The sequence below is a fragment of the Candidatus Krumholzibacteriota bacterium genome, from assembly GCA_016931295.1.
In the GTDB taxonomy this organism is placed as follows: Bacteria; Krumholzibacteriota; Krumholzibacteriia; order Krumholzibacteriales; family Krumholzibacteriaceae; genus JAFGEZ01.
The window spans coordinates 1-17,001 of record JAFGEZ010000042.1 but is presented as its reverse complement, the minus strand read 5'-3'; the positions used below and the strand labels follow the sequence as shown (position 1 = coordinate 17,001).

Below are 17,001 nucleotides of genomic sequence, written 5' to 3'. Positions count from 1 at the left end.
ACCGGGCCGCTTGCAGGGAGGGTACCATGCCCGGCTACCGGACGCAATCGGAAGCGTTCCGGAGGCGGCGGGTCGCGCTGCCCGCCGGGCGGCGAGCGTTACCTGAAGAGCCCCTTGATCGCCCCCCAGCTCGATTCAACGGCGCCGGTCAGGACGTACGGGGGCGGCAGGCAGGTCCGTCTCGCGAGCACGCTGTCGGGCGAGTAGTTCACGTAGTGTTCCCAGAAGACGTAGAGCCGCTCGCGGTTGAAATCGGGCGCGCAGCTCGATGCCTCGTACGCCTCGAGCTCGATTCGCGTCACCTCGTGCGTCTCGACGAAGAGATACTGCCTGCAACACCATGCCGTGCTGTCGCAGCACCCCTTGAAGAGCACGCTGGCGCCCGAGGCGAGGTCGCCCGTCCAGACGTCGATGACGGCGTCGTTGACCGACGGCTGCATCGGCGTCACGTTGTCAGGGTAGATCAGGCGGAAGTGCGCGCCCGACATTCCGTTCGACCCGGGGTAGAGCACGACGTAGAGGTCGATGACGGCCCGGTCGCCCTCGAACGCGCAGCTGGCATTGTAGCGCCGCGTGGAGTCGGCGAAGAGGCTGACGTAGGCGCATCTGGCCGGCGCGACGTCGGCGAGCAGCCACGCCGCCGAAAGGAGGATGCAGACCCCCCGTCTCATACGCCCCTCCACAAACCGGAGCGCGGGCGCTCACCCGCCGCCTACTCCCCGACGATCAGGACGATGTTCCTTACGCGCAGCGGCTCGGGGTCGGGTTCGAACAGCGGCCAGTAGCACAGTGTCGCGACATCCGTGCCGGTCTTCCTCGCCAGGTAGGTCCATCGCTGCTCCTGCGGCGAGCCGCACAGTGTGTCCGTCGATGCGATGGTGTAATCGACGAGCAGGGCCATCTCGTCGTCGAATGCCCTGGTGAATTCCCACCCGTACCCGCAGGAGGCGAGGCAGGCGAGCAGGGACACCTCGAAATTGCGGCCTCGCGTCGCGCGGATCGTGTCACCGGCCGCGATCACGGGATCGGGCTCGACGATGCTCCGCGTCGACCCGTCGCATCCGGCGGTTGCGCACGCGGCGATCGCCAGCAACGCGACGACGGCGATCCTCGTCATGACGCACGCTCCATTCCCTCGATGCGCATCGAGATACCTCATGTGATGTGGAGTCTGCGTACAGTATACGCCTCATCGCCCCGGATTGCAAGATCCCCCGGTGACCGCCCGGCGGCGGCGCGCCGCACGAAGAACGGCCCCCGGGACATGCCCGGGGGCCGTGAGGTCAACGTGGACAGGGACGGCCGCGTCAGCCGTTCGAGGGCAGCTCGAGCCCGTAGTTCTGACGCTTGTCCGCCTTCTTGAGCTGGAAGGCGAGGAAGATCGAGATGATCCCCAACGCCACCAGCATCAGGATCGGGATCGTGTAGTTGTAGGTGGCGATCTCGCCGGTCACGCGCAGCCGGTCGATCTCCGCGCCGATCTTCTCGACGCTCATCCCCTCGGCGATCAACGCCTCGCGCTTCGCGTGTATCTGGGCGACGACGTCGGGGTTGACCATGTCGAGGACCTTGCCGATGCCCCAGTAGAAGGCCGAGAGGCCGTAGTTCTGGATGGTGAACATCGTGGCGTAGGCCGTGCCGAGGCGGTTCTCCGCGACGATCTTTGCCAGCGAGGGCCACATCGCCGCGGGCACGAGCGAGAAGGCGACGCCCAGCGCGAAGAGCCCCGTGTAGCCGAGGAACACGCTGTTCAGCACCGACAGTGTGATGTGCGCGTAGATCAGCAGGATCGAGCCGAGGATCATCAGCGACGCCGCCCGGCCCTTCCTGTCGACGAGGCTGCCGAAGAGGGGCGTGAAGAGGATCGTGCCGAGCGGGATCAGCCCGCTCACCTTCGGCCCGTTGTGGAAGTACGCCGAGACCTTCTCGAGGAAGGTCATCGAGGACGTGTCCGGCATCGCGAAGGTGAAGCCGAACTTGTTGACGAGCAGGTCGGGGGCGTACTGCAGGAACGGGAACACCGCCGAGTAGAACGCGACGCACAGCAGGGCGATGTAGATGAAGGAGCTGTCGGTGATGAGCTTGACCAGGTCGGAGAGCTTGAACTTGTCGTCCTCGGCCGCCTCGCCGGTGAGGCCCATCTGGCGATCGAGCTTGATGTCGAATGTGAGGTAGGCGAGGAAGAGCAGCGTGCCGACGAGGATCACCGAGGCGGCGGTGACGAGCGCGACGTCGATGCTGCCGCCGGCGAAGTCGAGGCTGTAGGAGATCGCGATGAAGCTCCCGAGCCGGCCGACCACGAGGTTCATCCCCATGGCGAAGGCCAGTTCCTTCCCCATGAACCACTTGACGATCGTGCGGCTGATCAGCACGCACGTCGTCTCCAGTCCTATGCCGAAGAGGATTCGTCCGATCATCATCGAGACGAGCATCGATTTCGTGCTCGTCCCGAAGTACCCCTTGCTCCCGAGGGCGACGACGTAGGCGCCGACGGTGGCGATGACGGCGAGGATGACGCCGACCTTGCGGATCCCCCAGCGATCGAGGGCGATGCCGCCGAGGATGATCATCAGCGCGAGGTTCGCCCACGTCGTCGAACTGATGAGCAACCCGAACTGCGAGGACGAGAAACCCAGCTGGCTCTCGAAGAGCCCCTTCAGCGGTCCGAGCCCATCCTGGAACCAGTACGTCCCGAACATCAGTACGCTGATCATGAACAGGACGGTGAACCGTACCGCCTTGGAATCCTTGATCAGTCTCTTTGCCTGTTCCATCGAATCCTCTCTGTTTGAGAACGACCCTCGGCAAGCGCCCGCCGCCGCATCCCGGCGCCCCGCCCGGGCAGACGGAACACGCGGCACCCGCTGCAGCGCAACGGATTGTTAAGTATGGGTAAAAACGGTCTCCGTGGCCAGTACGAATTGCGCGGCCACCCCGGTGCGATCGCCCCGGGCGCTTCGAACCGAAGGCCGCGCGGGTGGCTGGACGATTCTCACCGGCGTGCCTCGACGGAGATGGAAACGATGCGGCCTTCCAGCCGCTCGTCGAGGCCCGGTTCCGTGTAGACCTTCTCCGAGACGATCGTCACCTCAGCGAAACCCGCCTGCCGGATCGCGCCGAGGTAATCATCTTTCGGCAGCGCGCCCGCAATGCAGGCGGCCCAGGCGTCGAAGCTTCGCCTGACGTCCTCGGGCAGTTCCCCGTCCGTGACCAGATCGGAAACGAGCAGACGGCCGCCAGGCCTGAGCACCCGGTGGATCTCCCGATAGCATCGTTCCTTGTCGACCGAGAGGTTGATGACGCAGTTGCTGATGACGACGTCGACCGAGGCATCGTCGACGGGCAGTTCCTCGATCGTGCCGAGACGGAACTCGACGTTCCCGTAGCCGTGCTTCTCGACGATCTCCCGCGCCCGCTCGACCATCTTCTCGGTCATGTCGACGCCGATGACCCGGCCCGTCGTTCCTACCCGTTTCGCGGCGAGAAAGGCGTCGATCCCCGCGCCGGAGCCGAGATCGAGGGCGACCTCGCCTTCCCTGAGCCCCGCCAGGGCCGTCGGATTGCCGCACCCGAGTCCGAGCGCGGCTTCCTCGGGAATGCTCGCGAGCTCGGCGGCCGAATACCCCACCGCCCTCGACTGTTCCACCGTGTCGCACGAGCCGCTGCAGCAGGAACAACCGGTCCGCTCGCCCCCGGCGATCTCGCCGTAGCGTTTCTTCACGAAATCCCTGACGTCGCCGTTGTCGTTCATCGTCGCGCCTCGCATTCGATCATTCCATGGCCCTATTTCTCGATCCGCCGCCAGATCTCGTCGACGGAGAATTGCCTGCCATCGATGTCGAAGGCTCCCCGATGGTACCACAGGTCTCCCTCGATCCGGGTGGTGAACCGGAGGCTGCGGCCAGCCAGGAACCCTATCGAGTGATACTGGACGAGTTCGGTGTAGACACCGTCGCGCAGGACGTACGTACCGCCCCCCGCGAAGAGATCGCCGTCGGCGCCGCGACTGCCGAAGGCGAAATGTGTGTCGGAGAGGATCTTGACGGGCGGAAGCTGGTCGTGAGTGGTGTCGACGGCCGGATAGACCATCTCCCACGTGCCGACGAGGGGATTCGACGTGTGGGCGCACCCCGCCGCCAGGGCGAGCGCGCAGGCGAGGCAGGCGATCGTCTTCTTTCCCATGTCATTCCTCCTGTCGGCCCCGGCGGGCTATTCGTGATGGAAATAGAGCTGCTCGAACCGGTCGACGAGCGCGCGCATGTCGGCGATGTGGCCCTTCTCGACGGTCTGCTTCGACTTCATCGCCGAGATCAGGAGACGATGGAGCACCGTCACCTGCTCGACGTACGCGTCCTGCGCGGGTCCCGGCGCATCCGCCGGCTTGACCCGCTGTGTCATGAAGTACTGCGCGACGATGTGCTGCAGTTCGCTCGCGTGCGTCTCCTTGTTGTCGATCCACCGGACGAGCTGGTTGTAGTTCACCGGCGTTTCGTCGGAAAGTGCCCTGATCATCGCCATCGATTTCTCGATCGTGTCGATGTGCTCCCGGATGAGCTTGATCCGCATCCCGTCGTCGTAGATCCCGCACGGGATCTCGCAATGGGCCGCCGCTCCGTTCGCCCCCAGGCACAACACGAGGCAGACGACCACGGAAACCGCCATGTTTCGCATGAATTCCCCTTTCGATGGATGGAACCGCCGAGATGGAAGTCTACGCGCTCGAAACCCCCATGGCAAGCGGGAATTGCGGAGGCGTTTCTAGGCGTCGGCCGCCGCGCGCCCCTCGCGGACGAACCGGATGACGCCGGCGACCACGTTTATCAGGCAGACGAGCATCCAGGCATACTGGATGCGGTGCCTCCCGGCCGCGTTGAAGGCGTATGAGAGATAGGCGGCGAAGAGGGCGTTCACCATGAAGATCGAGAGATTTGTCCACCGGGGGTGCCGGAGGATGAACCGCGCGGAGAGGAGGTTGACGGCCGCGACGGCGAAGTGCGCGGTCCCGGCGGCGACGCTCATGTTCTCGAGGGCGTCGAAGCCGCCGGCCATGAAGGCCACCGCGCTGAGGATCGACACGATCCGGGGATTCTTTTTGATGCTGAACATGGATGAAAACACCTCCCGCCGCGAACGGGGAACGGCCTTCCCTTTCATGCTGCAGGGGTCTTCCTGCAGTAGCTCGCCCGTATCCAGTTCCAGTTCAGGATCACATGGAGCAGCGCCACCAGGGCGAGGAGGATACCCCCGCCTCCATGCAGCACTTCATATGTTTCGTATGACAACCTTCCATGAATCAACCCTGTCACGACCTGGTTGACGAAGAGGATCCCGAAGATCGGATTCACCATCTTCAAGGCGCTGTTCCTTTTCATGATTCCCCTCCTGTCCGGAGCGGCATCCGGCGATACCGCGATGATATGACCTTGTCAGAGCACACGACACTGCTGCAGCCTTTTCAGCATATCTTCCCGGACGCCCGATCTCAAGAGTTTCCGTGCAATCGCAGCGGCATCATGCGCTATAATACATACACGATTTACCATCGCCCCTGGAGGAGGTTCGAAGCGATGAGGACGATTGCGGCATTCGCCGCGTTGCTCGCCTTCTCGGTGCCGTCGTATGGCGGCGACTACGAGGGTTGCCCCTCGACCTGGGGCGTCAGCTGCGGGGGGTTGCGGCTCTCGATCTGCCCCGCGGGGGATTTCGAGAACATCGGCGAGGGCTGCGGCGGCAACGGAGACTTCATCTGGGTGGAGATCTACGACGGGGAAGGTCGCCCCATCCAGGGCGTTCCCGTCACCGACTACTGGTTCGGGGCGGTGGACCCCGCCGAGGAGCTCGTCCTCTGCGCGAGTCCCTTCACGGCCGATTCCGTCACGGGCGCGAACGGACGGACGACCTTCTCGGGCCCGGTCGCCGGCGGCGGTTGCGTGGCGACGGCGGGATTGTGGCTCAGCGTCAGGGGCACGATCCTCCTCGACGAGCCGGCCTGCATGACGCCGCACATCGAGTACATCACCATCGTGAGCCCCGACCTGAACGGCGATCTCCGCGTCGATCTCTCCGACCTCGCCGTCTTCGGATTCAGCTACCACACGAACGCCGGCGAGCCTGGATACTCTCCGTGCTGCGACTTCAATGACGACGGCATGATCCAGCTCATGGATTTCGCGTATTTCGGCGAGCATTACGGGCACGCGGGGCAATAAGCAGAAATGCCCTCATGGCGGAAATCCGGCCGGAGTGCATTCCGACTCCGTCGGCATTCGATCGGACGGCGGGATTCCACGTCCAATCCGTGAGGGATTTGATTTCGCTCCACGAGGACTGCTCGATACCGACCTTGATATCGGCATCGACGACCAGGACGGCACTCGAGATATCACAGGATGCATAGCGGTGAATCCTGTCGGAATAGCCAGGATATTTCATCCTATTTCCATTCTCCAGACTTTGATTTGGAGCCATATACAATCGGCTCGCTCGATCCGGTCGCTGTTCCGCCGCTACACACGCCGCCGGGAATTTTGCCGTATCGTTTTCAGGAATTCAAATGGATCGACGAATGATCGAGTTAATCATGCTCTCGAGCAGCATCGGCCCGGCGGACGGCAAAAGGGCCCTTCCCGAAGGAAGAGCCCTTGCAAGAAAACGGTTGTCTCCGCTGACTACTCGATGAGGCTCTTGATCGCACCCCACGTCGAGGTCTCTGTACCGATCGAGTAGTCGGGGCCGATCGTGATCGAGCCGAAGGGCTCGACGTCGGTCACCCAAACGTTGACGCCGACCATCTGGAATCCCCACTGCACGTGGCGAGCGGGATCGTTGACGGTGTTCAGGCTGACCGTGAACGGTCCGATCTCCGTCAACGGGATCACCTGCTCGTTGAAGGAGGAATAGTCGGGCGCGTAATCCTTGACGAACGCATAGACGACGTGGGCGTCCGTCAGGCTGTACGCCAGCACGTTACCGGTGAAGGTCACGGTCTGCCCCGCGTACGGTCCGGTCACTTCGGCGTATCCATTGGCTTCCATGATCTTGTTGCCGGGCGCGCCGGGACCACCGCAGTTGGGCGGCACGGCTCCGCCGACGCACTGGTACCAGTACTCGTTCGGATCGCCGATCGTGTTGGGGCCGAGGGTCAGATCGTACCCGTCGTACACGGCGGTCAGATCGGCGAAACCCCACGGCTGGCCGAACTGGTATGCGCCGTCTCCATCAGGCGCGGGAAGATTGTAGACGTTCATGAAGCCGAGGTTGAGCACGGCGGAGTCCACCGTGACGCCGACCTGGGCCAGAGCCGCTGCCGGAAGCAGTAGTGCCACACAGATCGCAATAGCGAATTTCCTCATCGCAAACGCTCCTTGTGATTGGGAAAGGATGAACAACGAAAACCGGTGAATTTACACGAGTGCCCGCAAGAACCGCTGCCGCGAGAATCCCGCGCCTTGCGTAGCGCACGGAATTTAATCGGAATCATTATACACTACTTCATGCGGTCATGTCAATGTGATAGATATCCCTCTCCCCATGCTGCGATTAAAACGACGACGGGGCCGTCCAGCTCATGGACTTCGCGTATGCAGCGGCTACGGCAAGTCGTTTAGCTTCATGATGTAGACCAGCTTCGCGTACGGCGGGATGTGCGTGCCCTCTCCCGCCACCTTCACGACTGCCGACGTCCCGGCGGTGACCAGCCCGCTTACCCTGGCGACGGTGCCGGCGGTCACCGCATGCGTATGCGTCGCCGTGCCGCCGGTGGCGCCGATCTCCTCGTACGCGCCGGTCCCCATGACGAAGCGGTCGGTCAGATCGGGCGTCCCCATCGTGCCGTCGCAGATCGCCCACCCCGGCGGGGGCACGATCGTCTTCGCCAGCGAATCCGTCTTCAGTTCCCGCACGTAATCCGCCGTCGGCGCCCAGGCGACGATCGTCCCCTTGGGAACGCCGTACGGAGCGGCGGGCACCCTGAAGGAGGCCGTGGCCGGATTCAGCAGCGCCCGGGTATTCTCCCATGCCCGATCGAGTGTGGCCCAGTACGGTTTCAGGGTCAGCTCGATCGGGGCCACGGAGAACTGGATGCTGTCGTTCTTGACCTTCTCCAGGAATTCGGCGATATCGTCGAATCCCCGCAGCACCAGGACGCCGGCCCCGTCATGACCGCCCGAGGTCGCCTCGAGGAGCAATTCCACGTCGGACGATCCCAGCACCTTCTTCTGCTGAAGGCGGGTGCCCGCATCGGCGCTGAAATTGCCGAATGCGCCCTTGAATGCCGCCGAGAAGGTCGACGCCTTCGTCGAGCCGTCCTTCCTGAGCTTTCCCTGGACGGCGATCCGCAGACCGTACGTGATCGCGCTGACGTAATGGGATCCGTAGCTCGAGACGAACGTCAACAGGGCCTCGTCGCGATCGGCCACCCCCTCCGATGCCGGAGGGCCCGACCAGTGCCGCGCAGCCGCGGGAAGCCGGTCGGCCTCGCCGGAATGCTCGAGGAGCGCATAGATCGTGTGATAGGACTTCTGCTCCGTCCTGGCCGTCTCGAAGGCCGCGTTGGCGCTCACGAGACCGTAGCTCGCCTTGAAGTACGCGCTCAGCACCTGGGCTTCCTCGGATTCGCGCAGCGACTCCCGCAGAATCGCCGTCTCCTCGATCACATCCGACGACTTCGGCAGGGTGAAGAACCGCCCGGACGCTTGCACCTGGACATCGAAAGCCCGATAGGGCGCCAGCAGCGGGCGGAAGGGATCGCTCAGGTCGATGCCGTCTCCCAGCGCGACACCCGGCTCGTCGAGGTACCGCGGGTTGATCGCATAGGATGACAGCGTCAGATAGTAACGGTTCGCCGCGACATCGCCGCCGGTCGCCATCGACACGTACCCGGCACGGCGACTGTCAGTCGTTTCCGTGCACGAGAACATGCACGCGACCGCGAGCACGGCGCAGCACCAGATCCACACACGCTCAGATCTCATGGCAATCCCTCCCCGGATCCATGAACAGCCCGGGATCCGTACGCAATGATGAGAAACGAAATGTTGTCTGTAGGTCAGCAGCCCCTCGGATCCCGATCACGGTAGCACACGATGGCGGCATTCGCGAAAACAAATCGGCGATATGACAATATAATAGTGTAATAAATACTTTACAGGAAGCCGCTAACTCGAAACCCGGCATGCTGAATCCAATGCCTCATTCAACCACGGAAAATCTGCCTTCCGCGGTCACCGTCTCCTTCGTCCGCTCGTCGGTCACCTCGACGCTCAGGCGGAAGGCGCCCTCCCAGAGCTCCCCGGTGTCGATCTCGATCCGTTCCCGCTGGGTACGCCCGTAGGCCGACGTCCTGAACCGCGAGGAGATCACCGTGCCGGCGTTCACGAGGCGGAGGCCGGACCGCCTCTTCTCCAGGGGCGTGATCGAGTACTCGACAGAGTAGAAGGCGACGTCCCCGTCGTCGGTGTCGAGGCCGTAGATCTCGTAGTAGACCTCGATGGCGCCCGGCCGTCGATAGGCGCGCATCGGATGCGGGACGACCCGCAGCGTTCCCCGAACGAAGGTGTCGCCATCCCCCGCGGGCCCGATCGAGCTCGCGAACAAAAGGTCGCTGATATCGAGCGACTCCCCCACCATGCGGATGTTCCGGCTCGAACGGTAGCAGCCGTGCCCGCGCGAGTAGCCGTCCCTCGCCTCGACGCAGATCCGGTAGTATCCGGGGTCCACCGAGAAGGTGAACTGCGCGGGGATGAGAGCCGGCGCCTCGGGGTCGAGTTCCTTGAAGGAGAGGCGGGAGGTCTTCCGGGCCGAGACCACATCGCGCATCTCCCGGTCGAGGATGGTGACGAGGAGCTCGAAGGAGGCGCGGTGCTCCCACTCCTCCTCGCGGAAGGTCAGCTCGCTCGTCGGAATCTCGACGTTCACCTCCGTGCGGACCACGCCGCTTCCGCCCCGGAAACAGCAGACGTCGTGGTAGAACCTGATCGGCTCGTTGTCCAGGTCGTAGGCGTGGACGAAGCGGTCGTCCTCGACGGCGGCGTAGAAGTTGTTCAGCTCCTCGACGTCGGTGTACTCGAGATCGAGGACGTTGCCGGGGTTGTAGTTCAGGTACTCGTTGAGCGCGAACCACCCTTCGCTCGCGAGGAGCCCGAGCCCCCCGGGCGAGTACTGCGCGTGGAACTCCCGCATGTTGCGATCGATCGTGTTGATCTCCATGAGGTACGTGCATTCGCCGTCGAGCTTGACCTCCTCGAAGGGCACGACGATGTCGATCCGGTTGTAGAACCAGACCTCGCCGGGCATCTTGAACCGGAACCAGTCGAGCCGCTGCTCGACGGAGACGAGGTTGCCGTCGACCGCGTGGATGTAGTCGGGCTCGCCGAAACGGATCAGGGTCTCGCCCCGGCCGTCCACGAAGGGGAACCGCGCGCTCGGGTATTGCTTCCGGGCCTGCTTGGCGCGCTCCTCGTGCTCGACCCTGCGCTCGTTTTTCGCGGTGGCGGGGGTGGGATCGTGCAGCTTCCAGAAGATCGCGAGCCACCGGTCGCGCTCCGCGCGCGTCGCGAGCCGCAGGTACTGCCGCTTCTGCTGGTCGTTCATCAGGAAGCGGAGTGCCTCGTAGTTCTCGCGCTCCCACCGGTCGAGCCGCTCGTAGCGGCCGATCTCGTCGAAGAGGAGGGCGGCGGGTTCGTCCCCGGCGCGGGCGCGGATAGAAATGAAGGGCAGGAGAACGAGGCAGACGAACGGTATGAGTCTCTCGAATCGCAACGGGATATCCTCGACAAAGCCGGCGGGGCCGCGATCTGTCATCCCGTCAACAAGTGTATCCCTGAACGCCCGGTTCGTCCAGTCGTACGGACCCGATCGTCAGTCCTGCAACCGTTCCTCGAGATATTCGCGCAGCTGCGCGGGGAGTCTCCGGATCGCCCGGCGCGGCAACCCGTCGACCGCCGCGCCGTTCTCCACGAGGATCCGGACGACATCCAGGGTGAACGGGTAATTGTGCCGATCATGCGCGAGGAGGGCCGTTGAGAGCGCCGAGAAGTACAGCTCCCGGTCATGGTCGTAATCGAGCGTTGCGCCGCGCTCCACGAGCAGCCGGACCATCTCCGGACCCGCCCCGTAGTAGATCGCGTCGATGAGCGGCGTCTGAGACAGTTCTCTCGTGGCATCGACGTCCGCGCCCTCGTCGAGGAGACGCCGGACGCCCTCGACATCCCCCTGGACCGCCCTGCGGTGGATCTCGCTTCCGATATCGGCCGGCGCCAGGCCGTCCCACATCACCTCGACGACATCCATCGCCTTGTCGGGCTCATAGTCGGCCAGGGTCCAGCGGATCTCGGCATCGTCGATCTCGTAGCCGGGCGGCTCGATCTTCCAGAGCTGGTCGGTGCCGAAATCCTCGAAGGTGAGCACGATGTTGACCGACCCGATCGGGCCCAGCCAGCTGGCGCCGGTATGCAGGACGTAGGTGAACCAGTTGTCGTGCATCGTGTCGAAGGAGTGCCTCCCGCGGTAGACGTTCCGGATCGCCTTCAGCTCCCCCGCCTCGAAACGGACGTCCTTGCAGTACCACGCCGACGGCCGGCGGTCCCCGTTCTCCAGTATCCGGACATCGACCCTTTGCCCGTCGACGTAGGATTCGAACGAATCGAACAGTTCCGGCGAGGACTCCCCTCCCCCGTGGTTGGGGAACCCGATCGTCACGTCGATCGGCGGTCCTTCGTTCTTGAGAAAGAAGACGCATTCGACGAGCGCATGCTTCCTGAAGATGCGCGCATGCACGTGCTCGGCGACGAGCCGCACCGAGGGGTGCTCGTCCATCGGCTGGATCGTGCCGCCGACATGCATGATCGCCGAATCGTCCGCGATCGCGGGACCGTGGAGGCAGAGGAAGAACAGCGAGACGCCCACAACGAGCTTCGACATGCCTGACCTCGGCGTCATGGTCCTATTGTTCAATTCGCTTTGGCGAAAACGAAGGCCAGGAGCATCAACGCCGCCACGACGATGACCGCCCTGATGATCTTCGTTCTTCCGGATGCCGGAACGACGATTCGCCCGCGGTCTCCTCTCATGGAGACATAGGACGGATTCGCCGCTCCCGGGCGAAAGACGTTTACTTCCCCCGTCACCCGGTCCCTGCTGATGATCGTGTCGCTGAACCTGGTCATTCTCGGCACGCTGCCGTAGAGCTGTTTCCAGGCATCGATCGCGTGGTTGGCGACCGAGAGAGGTGAGACGGGACCTGCGTCCGGCGGATCCTGCCGGTTCTCCGCGAGTCGCCGCGCCCGCGGGCGATCGAAGCGCAGGGGCGCGCTGCACTCTTCGCATACGAGCCATCCCGTATGCTGCGCGGCCTGTTGCTCGATGTAATGCATGAGGGACTCGCCGCCGCTCGGGTCCGCCTGGTGGATACACGAGAGTCCGCCACGAAACGCCAGTTTCCAGTAGTGCGTGGTGAGCACGACTTCCCTCGTCGTCAGCGAGTAGCCGTCGGAGAAGGCCATCGGCTTGTTGCAGATGTCGCAGACCGGCATTTTCTCATCCCTCCCTCATGCACGATTCGTCCGGGAAAACATCAAACACCTGCCGCGACGGGATCGAAGGTCGCCGTGACCGTTTCGCCGCCGCAGCCCGGGCACCGGCCTTCTCCGAGAGCGGCGGCATTCGGACCGCCGTACGCGACTTGCTTGGCCTGCGAGAGCGCTCCGCCCTCGCCGGACAGCAGCACGATGCCTTTCGCCTGGTCGTTGTATTCGCCGCAATTCGGGCAGGCGATGCTGATGCCATCCCTCGCTCTCCGAAACGCCTCGGTGCGTTCCAGCCCCCTGTTCGCGACCAATGCTTCCTCGAGAACGAGGACGAGCGCATGAACGTCCCCGAGTCTGAGCGTGATGCTCTGCCTGCCGAGAACGGCTTTCCGCGAGAACTCGGAGAACGACCGATCGGGGAGATTCTCATCCTGGCCGCCGGCGAATTCGGCGACGATCTTCTCGTATTCCTGCTGAACGTTCCCTGTCAGCGACAACGGGGAGTCGAGTCTCTTCGCGTTGATGTGGTCCGCCAGTTTTCTCAGGGAAGCGGCCGACGACAGATACCCGGCCGCCCGGTAGATGTAATAGAGCCGCATCGCGGCCTGCCATGCGTAGTCATCGGCTCGCCGCGGGTTTTCCAGGCACGCCAGGAAACGGGTGATGGCCGCTTCGAGGTTTCCCCGTTTCATTTCCAGTTGACCGAGCAGGCAATCGAGACATGACCGGTCGTAATCGTTCGGCCCCGCCTTCATGGCCTCGGTGAACACCCGGTAGGCCGCATCGTCATCGCCGCCGTTCCAGTACTCGGCTCCATCCTCCAGTCTCAACCCTTCTGGATCCGACGGAGGAGAATGGTCCACAGACCCGAAGTTCCGGTGCGTGTACTCTCTGGATATGAACGGCAGCAGCAGATCGCCCAGGTAGAACGTGCGTTCCGCCCGCAGGAATCTGAATTGCACGAGGAACGCCGCGAGCAGGCTCCCGGCGAGGACGAGGATGCCGCGACCGCTGAACCGCCCGTCAGACAAGTCGGTATCGAGGATGATCATGAACAGGTACGTCGATACCAGAACGACGAAGATGCCGACCAGCCCCCACGTACTCGGGCTCCTGCGAACGATCTTCGCCTTGATCATGTATCCGATCATGACGACGATGAACAATATCCCGTAGGCCAGAACCACGACTGCTCCTCAATGAGAACGGGTTGCGTTCACCCTGTATCCGGCACACGGCGCCAACGCCGCCGGAGGATCCTGCCCTGCATGGTAAGCATACAATGCGTGCCTCATTCAAGAGGAGTGTCGCTTCGAACCTGTTACGCTACTTCTTCTTTCTTGTCGGAAATCGTCCCGATGATGCTGCCGAATGTTGGATACCACACTTCAAGCCGTGCCAGGCAATTCCTTTTCTTCTCTGCCATCACAGAATTTCCATATGATATCCCTGACCCATATGGCGACGATGATAGCGATAAATCCCACGACAGCAGCAAAAGAAAGCCGGAGCGTTGATTGTGGATTACTAACAACATTGCAGATAATCAGGAGAACGATGTGAAGAAAGATCCCGACAAGGGGATATGCATACAGTTGACCTGCATTCCGACCGGCCCCGAGAGTAAACAGAATGGAAAATGCCCAGATATCTATACTTATGATAGACAGACAAATACTCTCACTCGCGGTAGCCACCCATTTCTTTACGTCCGTCCTGATATTTCTCATGTAACGGGAATTGGCCACCTGGGAAATGAGCTGATTGATACTCAGCAAGAGATCTTCATCTATCTCTACCCTACCATTCTCATCGATCAGAAGTAATTTTGTTCCTTCTTTGAGTTCAAGGCGCTCCACCACATTGTTGTTAAGTTCATCAATCAAGCCGTCCCGTTCCCGTAGTGCTGGTGAATACGGATCGCTGTTCTGGTCTTTCTGTGGGATTCTCTTGAGAGTGGCGTCCACATATTCACGGAACTGTATTCCACTTTCGAGTTCGGCATTACGGATCGTATCGCTTTCCGAAATACCTGCTACGAGTTGGAGGAGGGGAAGAAGCAGTCCGATAAGAACGGGAAGGAGCACGGGCATCCAGTAGGGCAAGCGATAACGAACGCTCATGAAATTCCTCCTCATTCGATGACCACGTCAGATTCCGGCATGACCAACACATTGATAGGTGATGGCTGGCGCGTCGTGGCCTTGCCATCGGAAATACAACGTATCCATGTCTTCAGGTTAGTACGCCCGCAGGTGTCCGGCTATTCTACCACATGTATGCACGGAACGTGAAGCAGGAACTTGCGTAATGCCTTGCAGATAGTGTCAATGGTAATTGACAGTGATAGCCTGCGATGGTTTGCCGTATATTCTGATCATCCCCGCAATTCGCACGAATACACATGATTGCCGAGCCACGAAAACGCCCCCGCCGGTCATCCCGGCGGGGGCGTTCGATCGAGATCTCTTTTCCTGCCCGGCGGCCCGGACAGGTGGCCCGGCGGGCCGGCTGGCCCGGGAACCTACCCGCACTTGCTGAAACCGCAGGTGCGGCAGACCGAGCAGCCGCTCTCGTGCTCCATCACACCGCCGCACTCGGGGCAGAACCCCGCCACCCGCTCGAGGTAGCCGGTGGACATGGCCTGCACCTTCTCCCCCACCGGGGTCTTCTTCTCGAGCATGTAACGCTCGAGCGCCCGCGCGATGGCGTCGCTGCAGGAGAGGATCATCCCGCCCTTCTCCCAGCCGGGATTCGGGCAGCGGATCCCGCGGAGCTGCTTGATGACCTCTTTGGGATCGAGCCCGGCGCGGAGCGAGAGCGAGATCAGACGGGCGATCGCCTCGGACTGCGAGGCCGAGCAGCCGCCGGCCTTCCCCATCTGGGTGAAGACCTCGAAGGGGCCGTGCTCGTCCTCGTTGATCGTCACGTAGAGATTGCCGCATCCGGTGGTCATCTTCCGCGTCTGGCCGTTCGTGATCGAGGGGCGCGCGCGCGGGGCGAGCAGCGTCTCGGCGTCCTCCGCCTCTGCCGCGCCGCCCGCGGCGGCGCGGTTCACCGAGCCGATGTTGAGCACCTGCTCCTCGCGCGAGCCGTCGCGGTAGATCGTGACCCCCTTGCAACCCGACTCGTAGGCGAGGCGGTAGACCTGCTCCACGTCCTGGCGCGTCGCGCTGTTCGGGAAGTTCACCGTCTTCGAGACGGCGTTGTCGGTGTACTTCTGGAAGGCCGCCTGCACACGAACGTGCCACTCGGGCGAGATGTCGTGGGCGGTGGAGAAGATCCGGCGCCACTTCTCCGGCACCTCCTCGAGCCCCCGCACCGTCCCCTCGCGCGCGATCTTCTTCATCAGCTCGTCGCTGTAGAAGCCCTCGCGCCGGGCGATCTCCTCGAAGAGGGGATTGACCTCGACGAGCTCGTCGTTGTCCATGACGTTGCGGATGAAGGCCACTGCGAAGAGGGGCTCCACGCCGCTCGAGCAGGAGGCGATGATGCTGAGCGTGCCGGTGGGCGCGATGGTCGTCACGGTGGCGTTGCGCATCTTCGCGCCGCCCTCGCGGTCGAAGACGCTCCCCTTGAAGTTGGGGAACGTGCCGCGCAGCTCGGCGAGCCCGGCGCTCGCCGAGCGGGCCTCGCGCTGGATGAACCCCATGACCTCCTCGGCCACCTCGAGGGCGTCCTCGGAGTCGTAGGGGATCTCCATCCCGACGAGCATGTCGGCGAAACCCATGACGCCGAGGCCGATCTTCCGGTTTCCGAGGGTCATGTCGCGGATGCTGTCCAGGGGATAGCGGTTGACGTCGATCACGTCGTCGAGGAAGCGCACGGCCGTGTGGACCGTCCTGCCGAGCTTCTCGAAATCGATCTTCGCCGTTTCGTTCTCCACGCGGATCATCCTGGAGAGGTTGATCGAGCCGAGGTTGCAGCTCTCGTAGGGAAGGAGCGGCTGCTCGCCGCAGGGGTTGGTGCTCTCGACCTGCCCGATGTGGGGCGTGGGGTTCTCCGCGTTGATGCGGTCGAGGAAGACGATCCCCGGCTCGCCGTTCCGCCATGCGAGGTCGACGATCATCTCGAAGACCTTGCGCGCCGAGATGCGGTCGACGACGTCGCTCCCGTGGGGATTGACGAGATCGTAGTCCTCGTCCTTCTCGACGGCCGCCATGAACTTCTCGGTGATCGCCACGGAGATGTTGAAGTTGTTGAGCCGCGTGTTGTCCTTCTTCGCCGTGATGAAGTCGAGGATGTCGGGATGGTCGACGCGCAGGATCGCCATGTTGGCGCCGCGGCGCGTGCCCCCCTGCTTGACCGTCTCGGTGGCTGCGTCGAAGACCGTCATGAACGAGATCGGCCCGCTCGAGATCCCCTTCGTCGTCTTGACGCGGTCGTTTCTCGGTCGGATGCGCGAGAAGCTGAAGCCCGTCCCGCCCCCGCTCTTGTGGATCAGCGCCGTCTGCTTGATCGTCTCGAAGATGCTCTC

At 62.9% G+C, this 17,001-nt stretch carries 17 protein-coding genes; 1 reads left to right on the top strand and 16 read right to left on the bottom strand.

Annotated features, from left to right (window positions below):
• Positions 1–98 precede the first annotated feature (98 nt).
• From JW876_10900 to JW876_10865, 8 genes are all read right to left on the bottom strand, one after another.
• Positions 99–671: a hypothetical protein gene (locus JW876_10900; protein MBN1886014.1), complete on the bottom strand. Its 573-nt coding sequence runs from the start codon at positions 669–671 to the stop codon at positions 99–101.
• 41 nt (positions 672–712) lie between these two features.
• Positions 713–1,117 carry a protease inhibitor I42 family protein gene (locus JW876_10895; GenBank protein MBN1886013.1) on the bottom strand — a complete coding sequence of 135 codons (405 nt, stop codon included), beginning with the start codon at positions 1,115–1,117 and terminating at the stop codon, positions 713–715.
• Between the two features lie 190 nt (positions 1,118–1,307).
• Entirely contained in the window at positions 1,308–2,774 is a 1,467-nt protein-coding gene (locus JW876_10890; protein ID MBN1886012.1) for an MFS transporter, read from the bottom strand.
• A 218-nt stretch (positions 2,775–2,992) separates the two neighbouring features.
• The gene (arsM, locus tag JW876_10885; protein MBN1886011.1) at positions 2,993–3,751 is read right to left on the bottom strand and encodes an arsenite methyltransferase; all 759 of its coding nucleotides are present in this window, start codon (positions 3,749–3,751) and stop codon (positions 2,993–2,995) included.
• A 32-nt stretch (positions 3,752–3,783) separates the two neighbouring features.
• Positions 3,784–4,182 carry a hypothetical protein gene (locus JW876_10880; protein ID MBN1886010.1) on the bottom strand — a complete coding sequence of 133 codons (399 nt, stop codon included), beginning with the start codon at positions 4,180–4,182 and terminating at the stop codon, positions 3,784–3,786.
• Between the two features lie 27 nt (positions 4,183–4,209).
• Positions 4,210–4,671 (bottom strand): superoxide dismutase, encoded by a 462-nt coding sequence (locus JW876_10875; GenBank protein ID MBN1886009.1) that lies wholly within the window; start codon positions 4,669–4,671, stop codon positions 4,210–4,212.
• 87 nt (positions 4,672–4,758) lie between these two features.
• Complete coding sequence (locus JW876_10870) at positions 4,759–5,106, bottom strand: hypothetical protein (GenBank protein MBN1886008.1); 348 nt, start codon at positions 5,104–5,106, stop codon at positions 4,759–4,761.
• 44 nt (positions 5,107–5,150) lie between these two features.
• Entirely contained in the window at positions 5,151–5,372 is a 222-nt protein-coding gene (locus JW876_10865; GenBank protein ID MBN1886007.1) for a hypothetical protein, read from the bottom strand.
• A gap of 195 nt (positions 5,373–5,567) precedes the next feature.
• Between JW876_10865 and JW876_10860 the strand changes: the two genes are divergently transcribed.
• Entirely contained in the window at positions 5,568–6,209 is a 642-nt protein-coding gene (locus tag JW876_10860; protein ID MBN1886006.1) for a hypothetical protein, read from the top strand.
• A 459-nt stretch (positions 6,210–6,668) separates the two neighbouring features.
• On the opposite strand, the gene JW876_10855 is transcribed toward JW876_10860, so the two are convergent.
• The 8 genes from JW876_10855 to JW876_10820 all read right to left on the bottom strand — a co-directional run.
• A complete protein-coding gene (locus JW876_10855) occupies positions 6,669–7,352 on the bottom strand; it encodes a hypothetical protein (protein ID MBN1886005.1) in 684 nt (227 codons plus the stop codon).
• A gap of 237 nt (positions 7,353–7,589) precedes the next feature.
• Positions 7,590–8,972, bottom strand: coding sequence for a hypothetical protein (locus JW876_10850; GenBank protein MBN1886004.1), 1,383 nt, complete (start codon positions 8,970–8,972; stop codon positions 7,590–7,592).
• Positions 8,973–9,189: 217 nt separating this feature from the next.
• The gene (locus tag JW876_10845; protein MBN1886003.1) at positions 9,190–10,758 is read right to left on the bottom strand and encodes a GWxTD domain-containing protein; all 1,569 of its coding nucleotides are present in this window, start codon (positions 10,756–10,758) and stop codon (positions 9,190–9,192) included.
• A 99-nt stretch (positions 10,759–10,857) separates the two neighbouring features.
• Positions 10,858–11,919 carry a hypothetical protein gene (locus tag JW876_10840; GenBank protein MBN1886002.1) on the bottom strand — a complete coding sequence of 354 codons (1,062 nt, stop codon included), beginning with the start codon at positions 11,917–11,919 and terminating at the stop codon, positions 10,858–10,860.
• A 29-nt stretch (positions 11,920–11,948) separates the two neighbouring features.
• Entirely contained in the window at positions 11,949–12,530 is a 582-nt protein-coding gene (locus tag JW876_10835) for a hypothetical protein (protein ID MBN1886001.1), read from the bottom strand.
• 41 nt (positions 12,531–12,571) lie between these two features.
• Positions 12,572–13,663: a hypothetical protein gene (locus JW876_10830; GenBank protein ID MBN1886000.1), complete on the bottom strand. Its 1,092-nt coding sequence runs from the start codon at positions 13,661–13,663 to the stop codon at positions 12,572–12,574.
• 249 nt (positions 13,664–13,912) lie between these two features.
• Entirely contained in the window at positions 13,913–14,647 is a 735-nt protein-coding gene (locus JW876_10825; protein MBN1885999.1) for a hypothetical protein, read from the bottom strand.
• Between the two features lie 401 nt (positions 14,648–15,048).
• Positions 15,049–17,001, bottom strand: a 1,953-nt coding sequence (locus JW876_10820; GenBank protein ID MBN1885998.1) for a vitamin B12-dependent ribonucleotide reductase, incomplete at its 5' end; no start/stop codon positions are given.